17 protein-coding genes are annotated in these 23,635 nt (G+C 67.1%); 8 read left to right on the top strand and 9 right to left on the bottom strand.

From position 1 onward, the window contains the following. Positions 1 to 73 precede the first annotated feature (73 nt). The 3 genes from PNO31109_RS22270 to PNO31109_RS03395 form a co-directional block, all read right to left on the bottom strand. Entirely contained in the window at positions 74 to 199 is a 126-nt protein-coding gene (locus tag PNO31109_RS22270) for a hypothetical protein (RefSeq protein ID WP_277396700.1), read from the bottom strand. A gap of 235 nt (positions 200 to 434) precedes the next feature. Next, positions 435 to 1,226 (bottom strand): SDR family NAD(P)-dependent oxidoreductase, encoded by a 792-nt coding sequence (locus PNO31109_RS03400; protein WP_150554250.1) that lies wholly within the window; start codon positions 1,224 to 1,226, stop codon positions 435 to 437. A gap of 23 nt (positions 1,227 to 1,249) precedes the next feature. Then, positions 1,250 to 1,963, bottom strand: a complete 714-nt coding sequence (locus tag PNO31109_RS03395; RefSeq protein WP_150554249.1) for an SDR family oxidoreductase — start codon at positions 1,961 to 1,963, stop codon at positions 1,250 to 1,252. Between the two features lie 219 nt (positions 1,964 to 2,182). On the opposite strand from PNO31109_RS03395, the gene PNO31109_RS03390 reads away from it, so the two are divergent. Continuing rightward, complete coding sequence (locus PNO31109_RS03390) at positions 2,183 to 3,088, top strand: LysR family transcriptional regulator (protein ID WP_150554248.1); 906 nt, start codon at positions 2,183 to 2,185, stop codon at positions 3,086 to 3,088. Positions 3,089 to 3,252: 164 nt separating this feature from the next. Here PNO31109_RS03390 and PNO31109_RS03385 read toward each other — a convergent pair whose 3' ends face one another. Beyond that, on the bottom strand, positions 3,253 to 3,849 hold the full coding sequence (locus PNO31109_RS03385; protein WP_150554247.1) for a TetR/AcrR family transcriptional regulator: 597 nt from the start codon (positions 3,847 to 3,849) through the stop codon (positions 3,253 to 3,255). Between the two features lie 197 nt (positions 3,850 to 4,046). On the opposite strand from PNO31109_RS03385, the gene PNO31109_RS03380 reads away from it, so the two are divergent. Continuing rightward, a complete protein-coding gene (locus PNO31109_RS03380) occupies positions 4,047 to 4,763 on the top strand; it encodes an SDR family oxidoreductase (protein WP_150554246.1) in 717 nt (238 codons plus the stop codon). A gap of 108 nt (positions 4,764 to 4,871) precedes the next feature. Here PNO31109_RS03380 and PNO31109_RS03375 read toward each other — a convergent pair whose 3' ends face one another. From PNO31109_RS03375 to PNO31109_RS03365, 3 genes are all read right to left on the bottom strand, one after another. After that, complete coding sequence (locus tag PNO31109_RS03375; protein ID WP_150554245.1) at positions 4,872 to 5,780, bottom strand: recombination-associated protein RdgC; 909 nt, start codon at positions 5,778 to 5,780, stop codon at positions 4,872 to 4,874. 77 nt (positions 5,781 to 5,857) lie between these two features. Then, positions 5,858 to 6,325, bottom strand: a complete 468-nt coding sequence (locus tag PNO31109_RS03370; RefSeq protein WP_150554244.1) for a cyanophycin metabolism-associated DUF1854 family protein — start codon at positions 6,323 to 6,325, stop codon at positions 5,858 to 5,860. Between the two features lie 18 nt (positions 6,326 to 6,343). Next, a complete protein-coding gene (locus PNO31109_RS03365) occupies positions 6,344 to 8,797 on the bottom strand; it encodes a cyanophycin metabolism-associated ABC transporter (protein WP_150554243.1) in 2,454 nt (817 codons plus the stop codon). Positions 8,798 to 9,091: 294 nt separating this feature from the next. Between PNO31109_RS03365 and cphA (PNO31109_RS03360) the strand changes: the two genes are divergently transcribed. Together cphA (PNO31109_RS03360) and cphA (PNO31109_RS03355) are read left to right on the top strand one after the other, a co-directional pair. Further along, positions 9,092 to 11,725, top strand: a complete 2,634-nt coding sequence (gene cphA / locus PNO31109_RS03360) for a cyanophycin synthetase (RefSeq protein WP_150554242.1) — start codon at positions 9,092 to 9,094, stop codon at positions 11,723 to 11,725. 141 nt (positions 11,726 to 11,866) lie between these two features. Further along, the gene (gene cphA, locus PNO31109_RS03355) at positions 11,867 to 14,446 is read left to right on the top strand and encodes a cyanophycin synthetase (protein ID WP_150554241.1); all 2,580 of its coding nucleotides are present in this window, start codon (positions 11,867 to 11,869) and stop codon (positions 14,444 to 14,446) included. Between the two features lie 183 nt (positions 14,447 to 14,629). Here cphA (PNO31109_RS03355) and PNO31109_RS03350 read toward each other — a convergent pair whose 3' ends face one another. After that, positions 14,630 to 15,205: a GNAT family N-acetyltransferase gene (locus tag PNO31109_RS03350; protein WP_150554240.1), complete on the bottom strand. Its 576-nt coding sequence runs from the start codon at positions 15,203 to 15,205 to the stop codon at positions 14,630 to 14,632. Further along, positions 15,202 to 16,227 (bottom strand): LysR family transcriptional regulator, encoded by a 1,026-nt coding sequence (locus PNO31109_RS03345; RefSeq protein ID WP_150554239.1) that lies wholly within the window; start codon positions 16,225 to 16,227, stop codon positions 15,202 to 15,204. The genes PNO31109_RS03350 and PNO31109_RS03345 overlap by 4 nt, the downstream gene beginning before the upstream one ends. A 262-nt stretch (positions 16,228 to 16,489) precedes the next feature. On the opposite strand from PNO31109_RS03345, the gene PNO31109_RS03340 reads away from it, so the two are divergent. From PNO31109_RS03340 to PNO31109_RS03325, 4 genes are all read left to right on the top strand, one after another. Further along, the gene (locus tag PNO31109_RS03340) at positions 16,490 to 17,386 is read left to right on the top strand and encodes an alpha/beta hydrolase (protein ID WP_150554238.1); all 897 of its coding nucleotides are present in this window, start codon (positions 16,490 to 16,492) and stop codon (positions 17,384 to 17,386) included. 28 nt (positions 17,387 to 17,414) lie between these two features. Next, entirely contained in the window at positions 17,415 to 18,779 is a 1,365-nt protein-coding gene (locus tag PNO31109_RS03335) for an efflux RND transporter periplasmic adaptor subunit (protein WP_244958118.1), read from the top strand. A 64-nt stretch (positions 18,780 to 18,843) separates the two neighbouring features. Further along, the gene (locus PNO31109_RS03330; RefSeq protein ID WP_150554237.1) at positions 18,844 to 22,029 is read left to right on the top strand and encodes an efflux RND transporter permease subunit; all 3,186 of its coding nucleotides are present in this window, start codon (positions 18,844 to 18,846) and stop codon (positions 22,027 to 22,029) included. Positions 22,030 to 22,041: 12 nt separating this feature from the next. Next, a complete protein-coding gene (locus PNO31109_RS03325) occupies positions 22,042 to 23,583 on the top strand; it encodes an efflux transporter outer membrane subunit (protein ID WP_150554236.1) in 1,542 nt (513 codons plus the stop codon). Positions 23,584 to 23,635: the final 52 nt, after the last annotated feature.

Genomic DNA, 23,635 nt, shown 5'->3' with positions numbered 1-23,635 from the left:
GTAAGCAACAACAAAAAGCCCGCCTTTCGGCGGGCTTTTTGTTTGGCGCGGGCTCCCCTGTGGCGTGTAGGGCTCAACCGTGGCGCACGTCCCGGCGGTGCCGGCGCCACGTGTGGCGCGCCGCGGGATGTTCGCGACACCAGTTGCGATCCACGAGCCAGGCGACGGCGGCGCCGACGACCAGCACGATTACCAACATTGCAATCAAGCTCCCTGTAAGCATCGCGGCCTCCTAACTTCGACATGGCGGGATGGCACGCTTTCATTCTAGGCAATCCCTATCGAATTGGGTACCCGAAAGTCATTCGGGTATACCGCGTTTGCGCCGGGTCAAAAGTGCTGCGTTGGTGGGCCCGGCTCGCTTGCGCAGCGCAGCACGCCGGCGCCCTGCAATGCCAGGATACGGCGCTTGCGCTGCTCACGGCAGCAGCGATTCACAGCGAGTCGACCACACCGCCGTCGACGCGAAGGGCCGCGCCGGTCGTCGCCGACGCCTGCGGCGACGCAACATAAATCACCATGTTCGCGACTTCCTCCGTACTGGCCGCCCGTCCGATCAGCGAGCTCGGACGGTGCTCGCGCACGAACGTTGCCGCGGCCTGTTCCATATCGGCGTCGTCGGGCACGCCCGAGGCGTGCAGCATCGCCGCCATGCCGTCGGAGAGCGTCGGACCGGGCAGTACGGCATTGACCGTCACGCCCGTGCCGCGCATGCGCTTGGCCAGGCCTCGGGAAATGGCCAGTTGCGCCGTCTTGGTCATTCCGTAATGAATCATGTCGTCCGGAATGTTCAGCGCCGACTCCGAAGCGATGAACACGACGCGACCCCAGCCGCGCGCGGCCATGCCGGGCAGATATGCGCGCGAGAGGCGCACGCCCGACATGACGTTGACGTCGTAGAAGTGCTGCCAGCGCTCGTCCGGGATCTCGAAAAAGTCCTGCGGACCGAAGATGCCCGCATTGTTCACGAGAATGTCGACGTCGGGCACGGCGCGTGCCAGCGTGTCGCAGCCGGCCGCGCTCGATACGTCGGCCGCCAGCCCGCGTACCTGCGCCTCGGGCAGCGCGGCGCGCAGCTTCGCGACGGCGGCGTCCACGCCTTCGCGCGAGCGGCCGTTGATGATGGTCGTGGCGCCGGCAGCAGCCAGCCCATGGGCAATGGCCAAGCCGATGCCGGCCGTCGACGCCGTGACCAGCGCCATTTTTTCCTTCAGATCGATATGCATGGAGCCTCCTCGAGTGTGGATCGTCAGGCGATCGCGCCGCCTGCGTCGATCAGCACCGTCGAGCCGGTGGCGCTCGGCGTGCCTGCGAGATAGAGAATCGTGTTGGCGACGTCTTCGGCGGCCACCACGCGGCGTGCCGGCAAGCGCTCGGCAGCGTTTCGGTACATCGCCTCGCGATCGGCCTGCGCGAGTTTGTTCCACAGCGGCGTGATCGTCAGGCCCGGCGACACGGTATTCACGCGCACCGGCGAGAGTTCCAGCGCCAGGCCGCGGCCCAATGCCTCGATAGCCGCGTTGATGGCACCCTGCACCACCGACGACGTACTCGGCCGCACGCTCAGGTAGCCGGACGTCAGCGTGAGCGAGCCACCGTCCTCGATGCGGGCGAAACGCGCCACGTGATAGGTGCCCCAGAACTTGTTGTCGAAGGCGGCATGCGCATCGTCGAGCGAGAGTTTGCGCACCGGACCCGTCGGCGTTTGCGCGGCCGACATCACCACATGGTGCCACGGCGCGTGCTCGGCGAAGAAGCGCTCGATCGCAGCGGCGTCGCCCGTATCGAGCACGGCCGCACGCGCGGCGTTGCCGATGGTGGCAAGCGCCTCGTCGAGTTTGGCCTGATTACGCGAGGCGATGGTGAGCGCCGCCCCGGCCCTGGCGAACGCTTGGGCCGCAGCGCGGCCGATGCCGGAACTGCCGCCGATGACCAACACGCGCTGACCTTCGAAATTGAACATGGCATGACTCCTGGAAACGATGGATACGGTTTGAGTTCGCTGCAAAGCGATCCGGCGGATCGCCGCGCACGGACACCGCGCCGGCGCCCTGCACCGTCCCTGCGCGATGTCATGGCGCCATTGTGATCCTCATCGAAGAGGACGATAATCCACCTTCAGACTGAATGACTCTCTTCAAAATATTGATAATCAACACGAACTGACACGAACCGACAGGAAATGATCGATCAAACGCTTGACCTCACGCTCTTCGATCGGGTTGTCGCCACCGGCAGCATGTCGGCGGCCGCGCGCGAGATGGGGCTGTCGCTCGCGGTCGTGAGCAAGCGGCTCGGGCTGCTCGAGCAGCGCCTGGGCGTGCGGCTGCTCAATCGCACCACGCGCAGGCAGGCGCTCACCGAGGAAGGCCAGGTCTTTCACGCGTGCTGCCAGCGCATCCTCGCCGAAATTGCCGAGACAGAGCGCCTCATGACGCGACAGGCGGGAACCGTCGGCGGCGTGCTGCGCATCAGCGCCCCGCGCGCATTCGGCCGCCGCCACCTGGCGCCGCTGCTGGTGGCGTTTCGCGAACGCCACCCCGACCTGAAGGTGCATCTCGAGCTCACCGACCTGTGGGTCGACCTGGTGGCGCACGGCACCGATGTCGCGATTCGCGTGGGCTCCCTGCCAGACTCCAGCCTCGTGGCGCAGGAACTCGCGCCCAACTACCGCGTGCTGGTCGCCTCACCCGACTATCTGGCGCGCCGCGGCACCCCGCACGAGCTCGGCGATCTGCAGCAGCACGACTGCATCCTGTTCGGCAACGCGCCCCACGGCGACTGGCGATTCGTATGGCACTCCGAAACGTTACGGGTTCAGGTGCGCGATACCTACGTGGTGGACGATGGCGACACCGCGCACGAACTGGCGCTGCACGGCGCGGGCATCGCGCAGAAATCGATCTGGGATGTGGGCGACGACATCCGGGCCGGGCGCCTCGTTCGCGTATTGCCCGCGATGCAGATTCCGGCGTCGCCGCTTCATGCGGTGTATCCGCACAGCCGCCATCTCGCGCCGCGCACGCGAGCGTTCGTGGACTTCCTGCGCGACCGGCTGCGCGCCTCGTGGCGCTGGCCGCAGCGTTGACCTCGCCGCCTTCGCGCCCGTGCCGCCACGCGCCGCACGCGGTGCGCCTTTCTCCCACGCGCCGCACGCAGTGCGCCTTTCTCCCACGCGCCGCACGCAGTGCGCCTCTCTCCCACGCGCGGCGCGCGGTGCGCCTTTCTCTTACGCGCCAGTGACCGAGCACGTCATTCGTGTGCCTCGGCGCCATTGAGCGCCTCACGGCCCGCTGCCAGCAACGCGTCCGACAGCACGGGATCTGCTCCCGCCACGGCGCGCGAGAGCACCAGCGTGCCGACCATCTGCGCGAATCTTGCCATCGCCGCCTGACTCGCCTGCCCAGGCGACATGCCGCGTGCGACGCCGGCGGCCGCCATGCGTGCGATCACCTCGGCCAGCCCGGCCGCGTAACAGGCCCGCGCGGCCTCGCCGATGCGCGGCGCGTCGCCGGCAAATCCCGCCATCGGACAGCCGCACGCAACGTTGTCCCGATGCTCCGGTGACAGGTAACGGGCCACGGCCGCTTGCGGCGACAGCGCCGCCTCGGCCCGCGCATCGCCCCCGGCCAGCAGGCCGACGTTGCCTGCCACGGCACGGGCCATGACCGCCTCGACCAGCGCGTCCTTCGATTTGAAGTGGTTGTAAAAGCCACCCTGTGTGAAGCCCGCGGCCTTCATCAATGTGCTGAGCCCCACCGCGTCCACGCCGTGCTCGCGAAACAACCGTTCGGCCGCCGCCACGATCGCCTCGCGGTTCTCCGCCGCCTGCTCTCTCGAAATCCCCATCACGTACTCCCCGCAACCCGGCGCCATCGCGCCTATCGTTGCCATCGAAAAAGACAATGTTGATCACCATTGACATGGCGCTGCCGGACTCGGCACAATGCCTGACACATGACGATGTCGATCACAATCGTCATGAAGTATAGCCCAGGCCGCGCAATGACCGGGCCACTCGTCCCCTCTCTACCGGAGTTATGGAAATGAAGATCGAAAATGCCGTGGTGTTCATCACGGGCGCCAATCGTGGTCTGGGATTGGAATTCGCCAAACAGGCGCTCGCGCGCGGCGCGAAGAAGGTCTATGCCGGATCGCGCGATCCGTCCAGGGTTACGCTGCCGGGTGTCATCCCGGTGAAGCTCGACGTGAACGATCCGGACGACGTGGCCGCCGCCGCAGCGCTGGCCGGTGACGTCACGCTGCTCATCAACAATGCGGGCACGGCGGGATTGACCGAGGGGCTCACCCGTCCCGGCTCGGCACAGCTACTGCGCGCCACGCTGGAGACGAACCTGTTCGGCGTGCTGTCAATGACGCAGGCCTTCGCGGGCACGCTCGGGCGCAACGGCGGCGGCGCACTGCTCAACGTGCTCTCCATCGTGAGCTGGATCAGTTCGAGCGCGATTCCGGAATACTCGATCACCAAGGCGGCCGCATGGTCGCTGACCAATGGCGTGCGCAAGGAACTGCGCGAGCAGAATACGCTCGTGGTGGGTCTGCACGCGGGCTTCATCGACACCGACCTGACGCGCGGCTTCGAAGCACAGAAGATCGCGCCGGCCGAGGTGGTGCGTCAGGCCTATGACGCCATCGAGGCCGGCGAGGAGGAAGTGTGCGTCGACGACGCCACGCGACAGGTCAGGCAGGGGCTCTCGCAAGGCATCTATCTCGGCGACACGCGAGCGCAGACGCAGTTCTGATCGGGTGCCGGCAGCGCGGCCTGCCGCGGGCGAAACGCCTGGCGTGCGCCGTTGCCGCCGGCCTCAGATGGCGCAGGTGGCGCAGGTGGCGCAGGTGGCGCAGGTGACTTAGGCGGCCTTGTCCATCTGGCGCTCCCCGCCGAGCGCCTCGACCAGATCGTCGAGCATGCGTGCGAGCTCGCCCGTCATGAGCGCGACGTCGGCGTCGAACTTCTCGGCTTCGCCTTCCGCCGTCGGGTCGGCGGCGTCCTTGATCACGTCGAGCGGCGTCACGCGCTTGATGATGAACGCGTCCGTGAGCACGAACGAGATACGGTCGTTCCACGTCATTGCCAGCCTGGTGCAGCGCTTGCCGGCCTCGATATGCTGGCGCACGTCCGCGCCGTCGAGCGGGTGGCGCACGTAGCGCACGGCCGCCTTCTCGTCGGTGTTCGAGCGCAGCTCCACGTCCTGATCGACGGTGAAGCCCGACGGGGCTTCGTTGCCGGCAAGCCACGACGTCATCATCGCGACTGGCGCTTCGTTGAGCTCCACGGGTTCGAGCACGATGTCGAGCGTCTTGAGCAACAGGCTGCGCACTTCGTCGGCCTTCGCGGGCGAGGCCGCGTCGATGACCAGCCAGCGGTTGACCGGGTCGATCCATACGCGCGTATCGCGACGAATGCCGAACGCACGCGGCAGCAACTCGTCGGTGACCTGCTCCTTGAGCTCCCGCATCTGCTTGCGGCCCGGTTTGAAGCCCTGCTGCTCCTCCAGTTCGGCGGCCTTGGCGCGCGTGACCTGATTCACCACGGTCGAGGGCAGCAGCTTTTTCTCCGCCCGATACGCCAGCAGGAACTGACGATTGACACTATGAACGAGCTCGCCGCCATCACGCGGCGGCGCCCAGCCCTGCACCTGCAATTCGAGGCTGCCGCCCTCGCGGAAGGCGTGCTTCTCGAGCGCCTCTTCCATTTGCGCGACGCTCATGGACCAACCGGCAGGAATTCGGTGCAACTGAAGATTCTTGAACCACATCGGCATCACCGCAACAAGCAAAAGCAGCGATTCTACCAGCGACGCGAAGCGCGGCGAATCCCGCGACGCGTTTCGCGTCAGAGGAAGCGGTCAAGGATCTTGCGGCTGGGCTTGTCGAGCTTGCCCGCATCGCGAATGAGAAAGTGAATGCCGTGGCTATCGGTGATGAGCAGCGTCTGCCCACCCAGGCGGCGGATGTCCTCCTCGCCGCGCAGCACGAACGACGCCTCGCCGCGATTCGTCTCCACGGTCCACGTGCTGGGCGTGGCGTAGGTCGACACGCCCTTGATGCGCAGCACTTCCGGCATGAATTCGCGCGCGGCGAGCTCTTCGCGAACAAGCGCCTGCACGGCGGCGGGCAGCGCGTCGAGCGAGTCGAGCCAGACCAGTTCGCGGCCTTCGGTGCTCACGAGGGCGAGGCCCGCCTCGGGCGCGGCGATCGGAAAGGCGCGCACGGGCACCACGCCTTCGTGGGCGACGCCCGCCGCATCGGTCAGCACCAGACGGCCGAAGGCGTTGCGCGAGAGAGTGAAATCAATCTGCATGAGGAGCTTCGCGAACGTTCAGTTGACGGAGAGCGGCTGGGCCGGCGCAGCCGCCACGGCGGCAACGGTGGCGGCCGCTTCGGCCGAAGCGACGACGTCGTCCACGTCGGTGTCGACGTTGCGCTGCTGGGCCTGGTAAAGCTTGTAGTACGCGCCCTCGCGCGCGATCAGCTCGTCGTGATTGCCAACCTCGACAATCTTGCCGCGGTCGAGCACCACGAGGCGATCGGCCTTGCGCAGCGTGGAGAGGCGGTGCGCGATGGCGATCGTCGTGCGGCCCTTGACGAGGTTGTCGAGCGCCTTCTGGATTTCCTTCTCGGTGGCGGTGTCCACCGACGAGGTTGCCTCGTCGAGAATCAGAATGCGCGGATCGATCAGCAGCGCCCGCGCGATGGAGATACGCTGGCGTTCGCCGCCCGAGAGCGCCTGGCCACGCTCGCCCACGAGCGAGTCGTAACCGTGCGGCAACCGCAGAATGAACTCATGAGCGTGCGCCGCGCGCGCGGCCGCCACGATTTCGGCGCGCGTGGCGTTCGGCTTGCCGTATGCAATGTTGTCGGCGATCGTGCCGAAGAACAGGAACGGCTCCTGCAGCACGAGCCCCACGTTACGGCGAAATTCCGAGACCGGCAGCGCGCGAATGTCGACCCCATCGATCTGGATCGCGCCTTCGGCCACGTCGTAGAAGCGGCAAATCAGGTTGACCAGCGTGCTCTTGCCCGAGCCGCTATGGCCCACGAGCCCGATCATCTCGCCCGGCGCGATACGCAGGTCCATGCCGCGAATCACCGAACGGTTGCCGTAGCGAAAGCCGATGTCGCGCAGGTCGATGGCGCCCTTCACTTCCTTCAGATGCACGGGGTTGGCCGGCTCGGGCACGTTCGAGACGTGATCGAGCACGTCGAAGATGCGCTTGGCGCCGGCTGCCGCCTTCTGCGTGACCGAGACGATGCGGCTCATCGAGTCCAGACGCGTGTAGAAGCGGCTGATGTACGTGAGGAACGCGGCCAGCACGCCGACCGTGATCTCGTGCCGGGAAATCTGCCAGATGCCGAAGATCCACACCACGAGCAGGCCGACTTCGGTAAGGAACGTGACGGTCGGCGAAAACAGCGACCATACGCGGTTCACGCGATCGTTGACCACCAGGTTGTGCCGGTTCGCCTCCTTGAAGCGCGCGACTTCACGGTTTTCCTGCGCAAACGCCTTCACCACGCGAATGCCCGGGATCGTGTCGGCGAGCACGTTAGTGATCTCCGCCCAGATCCGGTCGACCTTCTCGAAGCCGTGACGCAGGCGATCGCGCACCAGATGGATGAGCCAGGCGATGAACGGCAGCGGCACGAGCGTGACCACGGCGAGCCACGGGTTGATCGACACGAGAATGACCGCCGTCATGATGATCATCAGCACGTCGGTCGCGAAGTCCAGCAGGTGCAACGACAGAAACACGCAGATGCGGTCGCTCTCCGAGCCGATGCGCGCCATCAGGTCGCCCGTGCGCTTGCCGCCGAAATACTCGAGCGAGAGCCGCAGCAGGTGCGAGTACGTGGCCGTGCGCAGATCGGCCCCGATCCGCTCCGACACCTTCGCCAGCAGGTATGTGCGCGCCCAGCCAAGCACCCATGCCGCGAGACCGGCCCCGAGCAGTCCCGAGAGATACATCGCCACGCGGCCGTAGTCGATCGGCTGACCGTTCTGAAACGGAATCAGCACGTTATCCATCAGCGGCATGGTCAGATACGGCGGAATCAGCGTGGCGCCCGTCGCGCACAGGGTGAGCAGGAAACCGGCCAGCAACTGGAAACGGTACGGACGCGCGAAGCGCCACAGGCGCAGCAATGCCCACGTCGACGGTGGGGCTTCCGTCTCGGAATTGCACTGCGGGCAGTCGTCGACGCCCGCCGGCAACTCGGCCTGGCAGATCGGGCACACCCCCGCCTCGACCGGTTCGGCAGTCGCCGTATGCCCGGCGACGAGCGCGTCGCGCTCACGCGCGACCCTATCCATCAACTGCAGCGCGGCCGGATTGTGACCGAGCGTGTAGCGCCAGTGAGCGAGCCTCTCGCGCGCGTCGCACACCTCCAGCGAGCCCACGCCTGCGTGGTCCGTGTGCGAGAGCGACAGGTCGGCACGGTATGGCAGCGACCGCCATTCGCCGTGCGCGCCATCGCGGCGCGGCTCGCGTGCGAGCAAGCGGCGCTCGGTGGCCACCACTACGCCGCGGGCGAAATGCAACTGGGCGTCGAGGTCCACGGGCAGCCACGCGAGCACGGATTCGCCGGCGGCCAGTTGCGCGGCGACTTCCGGATACCAGGGCTGGGCGGCGGCACTGCGGCCGAGGGGGGAGGCGCAAGGCAAGGATAAAGACGAAGATGAAGGCGAAGGCGAAGGCGAACCGGAGGCGTCGCTATCGGAAGCGGCTTGCGGCGTGGCAGCGCCAGAAGGCGCCGGGGTGGAAGTGTCGGTCATTGCTGCGGCAGACGTGTCCTCAAGGGGCGGACATCGAGGCAAACGGAGAAGAATCAAGGCGGACTTTCCCTGTCAGTCCGCGAATTTGCCGCAAGTATAACCACAGCGACGCCCTTTGCGGCGCGGAGTTCCCCGATGACACACCGCACAATGGAAATATTGTTGCGACGGTCAACCGTTTGCGGATTTTCACGTTAAGTAACCAGTTAACTGTAATAGCGCGACCGGCTGCGCCGCCCGAAATCGGCCTCGCCGGCTTCCCAGACCAGCCAGAACGCGTGAAATAAGCCTTAGATGAAAAAGAAAGACATTGAAATTTTCGATGTCCTGTCACTGCGCGGGCCGAATATGTGGACATATCGGCCGGTGCTTGAGGCATGGGTCGATATCGGCGAGCTCGAGGAGTTCCCGTCCAACAAGATCCCGGGGTTCCCCGAGCGGCTGTCCGAATGGCTGCCGAGCCTCATCGAGCACCGCTGCAGCATCGGCGAGCGCGGCGGCTTCCTGCAGCGCTTGCGCGAAGGCACCTGGCCTGGTCACATTCTCGAGCACGTCACGCTCGAACTTCAGAACCTCGCCGGCATGCCCGGCGGCTTCGGCAAGGCGCGCGAGACGCCAATTCCGGGCGTCTACAAGGTGATCGTTCGCGCCTGGCACGAAGATGTGACGCGCGCGGCTCTGTTCGCCGCCCGCGATCTGGTCATGGCGGCCATCGAAGACCGCCCCTACGACGTCGAGGCCGCCGTCGAAAACCTGCGCGGCCTGGTCGACAAGCACTGTCTCGGTCCGAGCACGGCGTGCATCGTGGACGCCGCCGACGACCGCGACATCCCCCACCTGCGTCTGTCGGACGGCAATCTGGTGCAATTGGGCTACGGCGCCGCCGCGCGCCGCATCTGGACCGCCGAGACCGACCGCACCCCCGCCATTGCCGAGAGCATCTCGCGCGACAAGGATCTCACCAAGCAACTGCTCGAATCGTGCGGCGTGCCCGTGCCTGAAGGCCGGCTGGTCGACAGCGCCGAGGACGCCTGGGAGGCCGCTGAAGACATCGGTCTGCCGGTCGTCGTGAAACCCTACGACGGCAACCACGGCCGCGGCGTATTCATCAATCTCACCACGCGAGAAGAGGTCACCACGGCGTTCGACGTTGCGCTCGAGGAAGGCAGCGGCGTGATCGTCGAGCGCTTCGTGCCGGGCCTCGAGCACCGCCTGCTCGTGGTGGGCGGCCGCGTCGTGGCCGCGGCCATGGGCGAGATGGCCTGCGTCGTCGGCGACGGCAAGCACACCATCTCGGAACTCATCGAGCTGCAGATCAATAGCGACCCGCGCCGCGGCAGCGCCGAAGACCAGCCGCTCAACCGCGTGCGCATCGATTCGTCGGCCCGGCTGGAACTGCGGCGCCAGGGCTTCGACGCCGACTCCGTGCCGCCCGAAGGCAAAAACGTGCTGATCCAGCGCAACGGCAACGTCGCATTCGACGTCACCGACCGCGTGCACCCGAGCGTGGCAGCCCATGCATCGCTCGCCGCGCGCATCGTCGGGCTTGACATCGCAGGCGTCGATCTGGTCGCCGAAGACATCTCGCGCCCGCTCACCGAGCAGCGCGGCGCCATCGTCGAAGTCAACGCCGGCCCGGGCCTGCTCATGCATCTCAAGCCGGCCGAAGGCACGCCGCGTCCGGTGGGCCGCGCCATCGTCGACCATCTGTTTCCCGAGGGCGACGCGGGCCGCATTCCCGTCGTCGGCATCACCGGCACCAACGGCAAGACCGTGGTGGCCCGCCTGCTTGCGCATTTGCTGCAACTCGCGGGCGAGCACACGGGACTCGCGTGCAGCGACGGCCTGTTCCTCGACAAGCGCCTCGTTCAGGGCGGCGACCGCGCCAACTGGGATGCCGCGCGGCGCGTGCTGATGAACGCGAGCGTGAGCGCCGCCGTCTTCGAGAACGACAGCACTGCCATCCTCTCGGAAGGGCTGGCCTACGACCGCTGCCAGGTCGGCATCGTGACCAACATCGACCGCCCCGACCATCTGGGCCAGTATTTCGTCGAGGACGTGGATCGCATGTTCAGCGTGCTGCGCACGCAAGTCGACGTGGTGCTGCCCGATGGCGTCGCGGTGCTCAACGCCCGCGATCCGCTCGTGGTGGAAATGGCCGAGCTGTGCGATGGCGACGTGATCTTCTTCGGTCTGGACGAAAACCTGCCGGCCATCGTGGCGCATCGCGCCGCAGGCAAGCGCGTGGTGTTCGTGCGCGACGCTCAGGTGATCCTCGCCACCGGCACGGACGAAACCGTGCTCGGCGCCACGGCCAGCATGCCGCTGACGTATGCCGGCCGAGTCGCCTTCCAGGTCGAGAACGTGCTCGCCGCCGTGGCCGCCGCCTGGTCGATGGGCGTCGCCATCGAGGTCCTGCGCACCGGCGTGATCACGTTCGACGTGGGTCAGGTCGACGCGCCGGGTCGCTTCACGCTGTTCGAGAAGCAAGGGGCGACGGTCATCGTCGACGACGCCCACAACGCCCCGGCGCTCGCCGCGCTCGCCGCCGCGCTCGGCACGCTGCCTGCCGCCCGCCGCATTGCGGTGTACGGCGCCGGCGCCGACCGCATGGACGAAGACCTGCAAGCCCAGGGCAAGCTGCTCGGCGAGACCTTCGACCGCGTGGTGCTGTGCGACGACCTGAGCGTCGCGCGCAAGCGCCCGGCCGACGAGATGCGGGCCCAGCTGCGCGCAGGCCTGGACGCGGCCGGCACCAAGGTGCAGGTGAGCGATGCGGGCGAGCGGCGTGCAGCGGCCGAAGCGGCGCTCGCGCAACTCGCGAGCGGCGAACTGCTCGTGTTGCAGGCTGACGAAGGCGGCGCCGCGGCAATGCTCGATCTGGTGCATCTGTGGATGGGCCAGCCGATGCGCGCGCTGGCCGCCTGAGCGGCGCCTGAAGACGGCGCGCGCCGCCCGCCGCCGTCTTCTCTATATAGATAGCTACCGAATACCCAAACCACAGTCGTTTTTCTCGCCGACCAACCGCCATACAGGGGACGCGAAGTGGACAGACAGGGATTGCAATTTATGGAAGTCTCCCGTATCCGCGCATTGCGCGGCCCGAACCTCTGGAGCCGCCACACCGCCATCGAGGCGATCGTGACGTGCACCGATCTGGAATACTCGATCGGCAATCTGGCCGGCTTCGAGGCTCGTCTGCGCGCTCGCTTCGCCGAGCTGCCGGCGCTCACGCCGGATGCCGAGGAGCGTCCGGTGTCGCTGGCCGACGCGCTCGCCACGACGGCGCTGCACCTGCAGGCCGCCGCGGGCTGTCCGGTCACCTTCAGTCAGACGACGCAGACCATCGAGCCGGGCACGTTTCAGGTCGTGGTGCAGTACAGCGAAGAGCCGGTCGGCCGTCTCGCGTTCGATCTCGCGCAGCAGCTCGTCAATGCCGCGCTCGAGGACAGCCCGTTCGATCTGGCCGACGCGCTCCATCGCCTGCGCGATCTCGACGAGGACGTGCGCCTCGGCCCGTCCACCGGTTCGATCGTCCATGCCGCCGTGGCGCGCGGCATTCCGTACCGCCGTCTCACCGAAGGCTCGATGGTGCAGTTCGGTTGGGGCAGCAAGCAGCGTCGCATCCAGGCGGCCGAAACCGATCGCACCTCGGCCGTGGCCGAATCGATCGCGCAGGACAAGGACCTGACGAAGACGCTGCTGCACGCGGCCGGCGTGCCGGTCCCGCTCGGCGGCACCGTGCGCAATATCGAAGATGCATGGAAGCTCGTGCAGGAAATCGATGCGCCCGTCGTGGTCAAGCCGCGCGACGGCAACCAGGGCAAGGGCGTCGCCGTGCGCCTGCGCACGCGCGAAGAGATCGAGAAGGCGTTCGAGGCCGCGCAGGACATCAGCCGCGACGTCATCATCGAGCGCTACATCCCCGGTCATGACTTCCGCCTGCTGGTCATCGGCAACAAGCTGGTGGCGGCCGCGCGTCGCGACCCGCCGCAGGTAACGGGCGACGGCGTGCATACCGTGCGCCAGCTCGTGGATGCGGTAAACGCCGACCCGCGCCGTGGCGAAGGCCACGCCACGTCGCTCACCAAGATTCGCTTCGACGACATCGCACTCGCCACGCTCGCCAAGCAGGGGCTCGACGCCGACTCCGTACCCGAGGCCGGCGCGCGCGTGGTGCTGCGCAACAACGCCAACCTGTCGACGGGCGGCACGGCAACCGACGTGACCGACGACGTCCACCCGGAAATCGCCGCGCGTGCGGTAGCCGCGGCCCAGCAGGTCGGGCTCGACATCGCCGGGGTCGACGCCGTGTGCGAGACCGTCATCCGCCCGTTCGAGGAACAGGCGGGCGGCATCGTGGAAGTCAACGCCGCGCCCGGCCTGCGCATGCATCTGCAGCCGTCATACGGCAAGGGCCGCGCGGTCGGCGAAGCGATCGTCTCGACGATGTTCGAAGACGGAGACGACGGCCGCATTCCGGTCGTGGCCGTCTCCGGCACCAACGGCAAGACGACCACGGTGCGCCTGATTGCCCACCTGATTGCACAGCAAGGGCTGCGCGTGGGCATGACCGGCACCGACGGCATCTATATCAGCGGTCAACGCATTGACACCGGCGACTGCAGCGGTCCGCGCAGCGCGCGCAACGTGCTGATGCATCCGGACGTGGACGCGGCCGTGTTCGAGACCGCGCGCGGGGGTCTGCTGCGCGAGGGTCTCGCTTACGACCGTTGCGACGTGGCGGTGGTGACGAACATCGGCATGGGCGACCACCTGGGCCTGTCGTACATCAATACCGTCGAGGATCTGGCGGTGCTCAAGAGCGTAATCGTGCGCAACGTGGCGCCGCGCGGCATGGCCGTACTCAACGCCGCCGATCCGATGGTCGCGCGCATGGCCGACGCCTGCCCCGGCGACGTGACCTATTTCGCCGTCGACGGCGCGCATCCCGTGCTCGCCACGCATCGCGCGAAGGGCAAGCGAGTCGTGTACGTCGAGGACCGTCACATCGTGGCCGCGCGCGGCAGCGAAGAAACCCGCTATGCGCTGGCGGCAATTCCGCTCACGCGCGGTGGCGCGATCGGCTTCCAGGTCGAGAACGCGATGGCCGCCATCGGCGCGGCATGGGCGCTCGAGCTCGACCCGGTGACGATCCGCGCGGGCCTTGCCACGTTCGTCAACGATGCGGGCACCGCACCCGGCCGATTCAACGTGTTCGACTACAAGGGCGCGACCGTGATTGCGGACTACGGCCACAACCCGGATGCGATCGCGGCGCTCACGCAGGCCGTCGAAACGATGCCGGCGCGCCGCCGTTCGGTGGTGATTTCGGGGGCGGGTGACCGTCGCGACGAAGACATCCGCCGCCAGACGCAGATCCTTGGCGACGCCTTCGACGACGTGCTGCTCTATCAGGATCAATGCCAGCGAGGCCGCGAAGACGGTGAAGTGCTGCGCTTGCTGCGCGAGGGTCTGGCCAACGCGCGCCGCGCCACTCACATCGACGAAATCCGCGGCGAGTTCGTGGCGATCGACACGGCGCTGGCGCGCCTGCAACCGGGCGACCTGTGCCTGATCCTCATCGATCAGGTCGACGAAGCGCTCGAGCACATCGGCAAGCGCGTCAAGGAAGCCTCGGCACACTGACCGGACCGCCCTCCTTTTCTCTCCGCTTCTGCCCCGTTCCCCCCACCTTCTTCCGCCCTTCTTCCGCCCTTCCGGCTCACGGCTGCCGACGCCTGACACAGGGAGGTATCGCGAAAGCCCCCGAGCCGCAATGCCGGGGGCTTTTCTTTGGGCCGCGCGCCTGGCGTTGCGTAAGCCGCGGCGTCAGGCCGATCCTGTGATTCCTGACGTTCCGGCCGTTGCGTTCGTCCACCGCTGCATTGCACAGCGCCGTGCCGCCGGCAGACCGGCGGCAATTTCCGCTTCCAGTACGCTTTGCAAACGCGTACATAGTGCGCTGGCGTCGATGCGCGTGAACCCCATGCGCGCGTAATACGGCGCGTTCCAGGGAACGTCGGAGAACGTGGTGAGGGTCAGCCTGGCAAGGCCCACGTCGCACGCATGGGCGCTCGCCGCATCGAGCAACGCCCGCCCGATGCCCCGCCCTTGCCAGCGCCTGTGCACCGACATTTCCCAAACGTGCAGGGCGTCGTCAAAGGCTTCAGCGTCCAGAAAACCGACGGGAGCGTCGGGCTCGCCGTGCGGGTCCACCGCCACCCAGACCGTGCCCGAGGCGATCCATCGCCGATGATGCGCTTCGGCAATCGGCTCGCCATCTGCGAGCCAGCCCAGGCCGGGCAGCGTCCGGAACAGGTCGCCGGCGCTGCGCTCGACGCCCGGCAATGCGGCGGCGTCGGCCGGCGTGGCGCGCCTCACCCGCGCCGCCGGCCCGGATGTCAAACCACCACCTCCTGTGGCGCCATTTCGGTGCCATACGTGCCCCAGCGACCGTTCGGGCTGGCATCGGCATCGGCCGCCGCGACCGTCGGCTTGCACTGGCCGGCCGTCTCGTCGAGTCCTTGCAGCAACGGGCAACGTTCGAAGAGTTCGGCGATGAAGTCGACAAATACGCGCACTTTCGGCGACAGATGGCGGTTGTGCGGATACACCGCCGAGATCGGCATGGGCGGCGGTTTCCACTGATGGAGCACCTCCACGAGTTGGCCCGATTGCAGGTACGGCAGCGCCATGAAGCGCGCGAGTTGCACCATGCCGAAACCGGCCAGGCCGAGCTGCAGATACGCCTCGGCGTCGTTGACGGCCACCGAGCCCTGCACGCGAATTTCGACTTCCTTGCCGTCCACGAGGAACTGCTCTTCGAGCACGCGCCCCGTGCGGCTCGAGAAATAGTGCACGGCCGTGTGGCGCTGCAGATCCTCCAGCGTATGCGGCACGCCCATGCGCTCGAGATACGCGGGCGAGGCGCACGTCAGGCTCTGGAACAGCCCGACGCGGCGCGCGACGAGGCTCGAATCCTGCAGCGTGCCCACGCGCAGCACGCAATCGACACCTTCCTGAATCAGGTCGACCGGCTTGTCGCCCATGCCGACCATGAGTTCGATCTCGGGGTAGCGGTCGTGGAACTCGCACAGCGACGGCAGCACCACGAGCTTGCCGAGCGAGCCCGGCATGTCGACGCGCAGCTTGCCGCGCACGCGCTGGCTGCTCTCACGGAACGAAGATTCCGTCTCCTCGATGTCGGCCAGGATGCGCAGACAGCGCTCGTAGTACGCCGCCCCGTCCGGCGTGAGATTGAGCCGCCGGGTCGTGCGCTGCAGCAGCCGCGTGCCCAGATGCGCCTCCAGATTCTGAATGATGGTGGTCACGGAGGTGCGCGGCAGCCCGAGATTGTCGGCCGCGCGCGAAAAGCTATTCGCCTCGACCACCCGCGTGAAGACCTGCATTGCCTGCAAGCGATCCATGGTGTTTCCCTCGATGAGAATGATGTTGCACTGACCGAACCGCCATCGCACCCGCTGCAGTGCCCGTCACCCGCCCGAACGGCGCGGGCATATGCATATTGGTCGGCGGCATAAGCCAATGCCCATAAGGCTTGCGTCGATTAGTCGAGCTAGCCGAACAGTGTTGCCAAATTATAGGCGTTTATCCGGATGTCCGTGGCCTCTAGACTTCGCTCCATCCAATGTCATCAGAGGGGTGTCGCTCGCGCGCGCCCAACGCCATATGTCTGTCAACACCAAGCCGCACTCGGGTCAGCTGTCCCGCACCGACGACGGGCTGCGCATCGAAGAGGTGAGCGTTGCCGGCCACGTCGGCCCGGTCACGCTGCGCCTGTACCGGCCGAATCCGTCTGCCGCGCCGTGCGTCGGTCACACCGGCGAGCCGGGCGTGGTGGTCCCGCTCGAAGCGCACCTGCCCGCCGTGCTGTATTTCCACGGCGGCGGCTTCTGCGGGGGCTCGCTCGACGACGGGGACGCCGCCGCGCGCTACCTCGCCGCTCACATCCCGGCGCTGGTCGTCTCGGTCGGCTACTCGCTCGCTCCGGCGCACCCGTTTCCGGCCGCGCCCGAAGACGCCTGGAACGCCGCGCTCTGGCTGCACCGCCACGCCCGCCGGTATGGGGCGAGCGCGCGCCGTCTCGCGGTGGCCGGTCACGATGCCGGCGGCAATATTGCCACGGCCCTCACGATGATTGCACGCGATCGCGGTGAAATCGCGATCGCGGCACAGGCGCTGCTCGCCCCGCTGCTCGATCCCAGCATGACGCGCCTGGCCGACGGCCGCACGCCGAGCGACATCGAGGCAAGCGAATGCGCCAAGTGCTATCGCGCTTACCTGCCCCACGCGGCGCAGCGGCTGCACCCCTACGCGGCGCCGCTCGAATCACGCCGTCTCGCGGGTTTGCCGCCCACGCTGATCGCTTCCGCCGAACACGACCTGCTGCACGTCGAAGCTGAAAAATACGCTGCCGAACTCATCGCGGCCGGCGTGCCGACGCAGGTCACGCGCCATCGCAGCGCTTCCCATCACGGTCTGGCCGCCTTGCCCGCAGCACTGCGCGAGGTGGCCGCGTTCCTGACACGCCGGCTGGCACCGCCTGCCGCCGGCTCTACCCAGTGAGTCCATCCGAAGCCGGAGATTTGAAGAAATGACCACCCTCGCTCGCAAACCCGTCCTCATTGCCGCCGCTGCGACGGCCGTCCTCGTGGCCATAGGCACGTTCACCGTCGTGCGCGTCGACGCCAGCACGCCCCCCGCTGCGCAAGTCATGCCCGCGGTCGAAGTCGACGTGGCCAACGTGATCTCGCGCACCGTGACCGACTGGCAAAGCTACTCGGGCCGGCTCGACGCCGTGGACCGCGTCGACATCAAGCCGCTCGTGTCAGGCACCATCACCGCCGTGCATTTCAAGGACGGACAACTCGTCAAGAAGGGCGACCCGCTCTTCACGATCGATCCGCGCCCGTATGCGGCCGAAGTGGACCGCGCCGCCGCCCAGCTCGCCTCGGCACAGGCGCGCGACGTCTTCGCCAGCACCGATCTTGCGCGCGCGCAACGCCTGATCGCGGATAACGCCATCGCGAAGAAGGACTTCGACCAGAAGGAGAACGCCGCGCGCGAAGCCGCCGCCAGCGTGAAGGCCGCTCGCGCCGCGCTCGAAGCGGCGCGCATCAACCTCGGCTATACGCAGATCGTGGCGCCCGTCTCGGGGCGTGTCTCGCGCGCGGAAATCACCGTGGGCAACACCGTCTCGGCCGGCGCCCAGTCGCCTGCGCTGACCACCGTGGTGTCGGTCTCACCGATCTACGCGGCCTTCGACGTCGACGAACAGACGTACCTGCGCTATCTGTCGCGCGACACCGCGAAACCGGGCGGCGTGCCGGTCGATCTCGGCCTCGCCAACGAAGCGGGCTACTCGCGCAAGGGCACCGTCTACTCGGTCGACAACCGCTTCGACACCACGTCGGGGACGATCCGCGTGCGCGCGCGCTTCGACAACACCGACGGCGCGCTCGTGCCCGGCCTCTACGCCCGCATTCGCGTGGGCGGCGGCGAGCCGCACCCGGCGCTGCTCGTGGACCAGGCCGCCATCGGCACCGATCAGAGCAAGAAGTTCGTGCTCGTGCTCGATGCCCAGAACAAGGTGCAGTACCGTGAAGTGCAGCTCGGCGAGCGCCACGGCGGGCTCGTGGAAGTGGCCGGCGGTCTGAAGGAAGGCGAGCGCATCGTCGTGAACGGCCTGCAACGCGTGCGTCCGGGCGATGCGGTCTCGCCCAAGGTCGTGAAGATGGCCGGCGACACCGGCGGTCCGGTCGACGCCGCCACGACGGCTCTCGCCGCTGGCGACACCAGCGGCACCAGCGGCACCAAGGACGCGTCGGCCAAATCCGCCGCGGGCGAAGCCGGCGCCAAGACCTCTCAGAACAACGGCACCGACGGCAAAGCAGCCGGCCCGGCCCGGACGGCGAAGTCGCAGTCGGTGGCTGCAACGACGGCGGCGACGCGTTCGTGAGCGTGTTCGGGCACACGGACACATCACACGCCTCGCGCGCTGAACGACACCCCAGAGTTTCGTTATGAACATTTCAAAATTCTTTATCGACCGGCCCATCTTCGCAGGGGTGCTATCGGTCGTCACGCTGCTGGCCGGCCTGATCGCCGTGTTCCAGCTACCGATTTCGGAGTACCCGGAAGTGGTCCCGCCGTCGGTCGTCGTGCACGCCCAATACCCCGGCGCCAACCCGAAGGTGATCGCCGAGACCGTTGCCTCGCCGCTCGAAGAGCAGATCAACGGCGTGGAAAACATGCTCTACATGCAGTCGCAGGCCAATAGCGACGGCAACCTCACGACAACGGTGACCTTCCGCCTGGGCACCGACCCGGACAAGGCGCAGCAACTCGTGCAGAACCGCGTCTCGCAAGCCCTGCCCCGTCTGCCGGAAGACGTGCAGCGTCTGGGCGTGACGACGATCAAGTCCTCGCCCACGCTCACCATGGTGGTGCACCTGATCTCGCCGAACGACCGCTACGACATGACGTACCTGCGCAACTACGCGCTCATCAACGTGAAGGATCGCCTCTCGCGCATCCAGGGCGTGGGTGAAGTGCAGTTGTGGGGGGGCGGCGACTACTCGATGCGCGTCTGGCTCGATCCGGCCAAGGTGGCCCAGCGCGGCCTCACCGCCTCGGACGTGGTGAACGCCATTCGCGAGCAGAACGTGCAGGTCGCCGCCGGCGTGATCGGTGCGACGCCGGCCGGTCCCAACACGCCGCTGCAACTGAACGTGAACGCGCGCGGCCGTCTGAACACGGAAGAAGAGTTCCGCGACATCATCCTGAAGACGTCGCCGGACGGCGCCGTCACGCATCTGAGCGACGTGGCGCGCGTGGAGCTCGACGCCTCGAGCTACAGCCTGCGCTCGCTGCTCGACAACAAGCCCGCCGTGGCATTGGCCATCAATCAGTCACCGGGCGCGAACTCGCTGCAGATCTCCGACCAGGTCCGCGAGGCCATGGCCGACTTGCAGAAGGACATGCCGCCGGGCATCGAATACCGCATCGAGTACGACCCGACGCAGTTCGTGCGCGCATCCATCAAGGCCGTGATCCACACCCTGCTCGAAGCCATCGCGCTCGTGGTGCTGGTGGTGGTCGTGTTCCTGCAAACGTGGCGCGCATCCATCATTCCGCTGCTCGCCGTGCCGGTCTCGATCGTCGGCACCTTCGCGCTGCTGCTCGGCTTCGGTTATTCGATCAACGCACTCTCGCTGTTCGGCATGGTGCTTGCCATCGGTATCGTGGTGGACGACGCCATCGTGGTCGTCGAGAACGTGGAGCGCAACATCGCGGCGGGGCTCTCGCCGAAGGAGGCCACGTATCAGGCCATGCGCGAAGTGAGCGGACCGATCATCGCCATTGCGCTCACGCTCGTTGCCGTGTTCGTGCCGCTGGCGTTCATGTCGGGTCTGACGGGCCAGTTCTACAAGCAGTTCGCGATGACCATCGCGATCTCGACGGTGATCTCGGCGTTCAACTCGCTTACGCTCTCGCCGGCCATGGCAGCCTTGCTGCTCAAGGACCATCACGCGCAGCCGGACTGGCTCACGCGCCAGATGAACCGATATCTCGGCCGCTTTTTTGCCGTGTTCAACCGGGTGTTCCATCGCGGCTCGGAGAAGTACGGCCAGGGCGTGACCCGCGCGGTCGGCCGCAAGGCGCTCATGATGGCAATCTTCGCGGTGCTCATCGGTGTGACGATGCTGCTCGGCAAAGTGGTTCCGGGCGGCTTCGTGCCGGCGCAGGACAAGGAGTATCTGGTCGCGTTCGCCCAGTTGCCCAACGGCGCGTCGCTCGACCGCACCGACAAGGTGATCCGCGACATGACGGACATCGCGCTGAAGACGCCCGGCGTAAGAAGCGCGGTGGCCTTCCCCGGCCTGTCGGTCAACGGCTTCACCAACTCGTCGTCCGCCGGTATCGTGTTCGTCATGCTCGAGCCCTTTGCCAAGCGTCACGACAAGACGCTCGCGGCAGCCGCCATCGCGGACAAGCTCAATGCCGAGTACTCGAAGAACAAGGATTCGTTCATCGCCGTGTTCCCGCCCCCGCCGGTGATGGGCCTCGGTACGCTCGGCGGCTTCAAGCTGCAGATCGAAGACCGCGGCGCGCTCGGTTACGAAGCGCTGAACGACGCCACGCAGGCCTTCATCAAGAAGGCGTCGCAGACGAAGGAGCTCGGTCCGACGTTCTCGTCGTACCAGATCAACGTGCCGCAGCTCAACGTGGACCTCGATCGCGTGAAGGCCAAGCAGCTCGGCGTGCCGATCACGGACGTGTTCGACACGATGCAGATCTATCTTGGCTCGCTGTACGTGAACGACTTCAACAAGTTCGGCCGCGTGTATCAGGTCCGTGTGCAGGCAGACGCGCCGTTCCGCGCCCATGCCGAAGACATTGGCCTGCTCAAGACGCGCAATGCGAATGGCGACATGGTGCCGCTCTCCTCGCTGGTGAAGGTCTCGCCGACCTACGGTCCGGAAATGGTGGTGCGCTACAACGGCTACACCGCGGCCGACATCAACGGCGGCCCGGCCCCAGGATACTCGTCGGGTCAGGCGCAGGCGGCCGTGGAACGCATTGCGGCCGAAACGCTGCCGCGCGGCGTGAAGTTCGAATGGACCGACCTCACGTACCAGCAGATTCTCGCGGGCAATTCGGCGCTGTGGGTGTTCCCGATCTCGGTGCTGCTGGTGTTCCTGGTGCTCGCCGCGCAGTACGAGAGTCTCACGCTGCCGCTCGCCGTGATCATGATCGTGCCGATGAGCATCATGTCGGCGCTGTTCGGGGTGTGGCTCACCAATGGCGACAACAACATCTTCACGCAGATCGGCCTGATGGTGCTGGTGGGGCTATCCGCGAAGAACGCGATCCTGATCGTGGAATTTGCACGGGAGCTGGAAATGCAGGGCCGCTCGGCCGTGGCCGCGGCCATCGAGGCGAGCCGGCTGCGTCTGCGCCCGATCCTGATGACGTCCATCGCGTTCATCATGGGCGTGGTGCCGCTGGTGATGTCGACGGGCGCTGGCTCGGAAATGCGTCACGCCATGGGTATCGCGGTGTTCTTCGGCATGATCGGCGTGACGGGTTTCGGCCTGTTGCTCACACCGGTGTTCTACGTGCTGTTGCGCGCGCTCGCCGGCAAGAAGCCGCTGCATAGCGCGCACGCGTCGACCATGCCCGCCAACGTCAAGGCCGAAGTCTGAAGGATGTCTATCATGCAACCGCAATCGATCAAACGCAGCCTGGGTGTCCCGGGTATGCTCGCCACGCTGCTCGTGGTGGCGGGCTGCTCGATGGCCCCGGCGTACCAAGTGCCCGAGGTGACCGACAAGGGAACGCCGACGGCCTTCAAGGAAGCCGCGTTGCCGGCCAATCAGGCCGGCACCTGGAAGACCGCCGAGCCGTCGGAAGCGACGGAGCGCGGCGAATGGTGGAAAGTGTTCGGCGACCCGACGCTCGACAAGCTCGAAGCCGACGCGCTCGCGGCCAATCAGAGCCTGAAGGCGGCTGCCGCCCGCGTGCAGGAAGCGCGCGGCGTGCAGCGTCAGGCCCGCGCCGCGCTCTTCCCGACGCTCGACGCCAGCTTCGGGCCGACGCGCCAGAAAATCTCGCCGGCATCACAACTGCAGCCGGATGGCACGAACATCGCGCCGTACACGCTGTGGCGCGCGCAGGCCGGCGTCGGCTACGAGGTCGATCTGTTCGGCCGTGTCTCCGACAGCGTGGCGGCGGCCCGCGCCGACGCCGAGCAAAGCGAAGCGCTGTACCGTTCGGTGCAGCTCGCGCTGCAGGCCGACGTCGCGCAGAACTACTTCAACCTGCGCCAGCTCGACGCCGAGCAGGCGTTGTACACGCAGACCGTGAAGTTGCGCGAGGAAGCGCTCAAGCTCGTGCAGCGGCGTTTCACCGAAGGCGACATCGGTGAGCTCGACGTGGCGCGCGCCAAGGCCGAACTGGCCACGGCACAGTCCGACGCGCTGGCCATCGCGCGCCTGCGCGCCGCTTCCGAGCATAGCCTCGCGATTCTGCTCGGCAAGACGCCGGCGGAGTTCACGTTCGAGCCCGCGCCGCTCGCGCCGGTCAACGTTCGCATTCCGGCGGGGCTGCCGTCGGCGCTGCTCGAACGGCGTCCGGACATCGCCGCCGCCGAGCGCGCCATGGCGGCAGCGAACGCGCGCATCGGCGTGGCGAAGGCGGCGTTCTTCCCGTCGATCTCGCTGACGGGCTCGGGCGGGTTCGAAGCGGCCACGCTCGGCGATCTGTTCAACTGGTCGAGCCGCACGTTCCTGCTTGGGCCGGCCGTGGGCGGTCTGCTCTCGCTGCCGATCTTCGACGGCGGGGCGCGCAGCGGCAACCTGGCGCGCGCCCGTGCTCAGTACGAAGAAGATGTCGCGAACTATCGCCAGCAGGTGCTCGTTGCGTTCCGCGAGGTCGAGGACAACCTGTCGAACCTGCGTCTGCTCGACGAGCAAACCCGCGCGCAGGACGATGCGGTGAGATCGTCGCGCCGCGCCGCGCAGCTCTCGCGCACGCAGTACCAGGAAGGCTCGATCGCCTATCTCGACGTCATCGACGCCGAGCGCACCGTGCTGCAGGCGCAGCGCAACGCCGTGCAGTTGGCCGGCGCACAGGCGGTGTCGACGGTCAACCTGATCCGTGCGCTCGGCGGTGGCTGGGGCGATGTGCCGGCCGCGAAGCCGAACGGTGCGCCCACGGCCAGCGCGAACGCCGCCAACCCCACGGTGGCGGCACGATAACGCAAAGCGAGGGCGGCGCCGGGCGTCCGGCCCGTCCTCGGTAGTGAATGCA

It is taken from the genome of Pandoraea nosoerga, assembly GCF_902459585.1.
GTDB classification, from domain to species: domain Bacteria; phylum Pseudomonadota; class Gammaproteobacteria; order Burkholderiales; family Burkholderiaceae; genus Pandoraea; species Pandoraea nosoerga.
The sequence above is the reverse complement of the archived record's forward strand: the minus strand, read 5'-3'. Positions and strand labels throughout refer to the sequence as shown.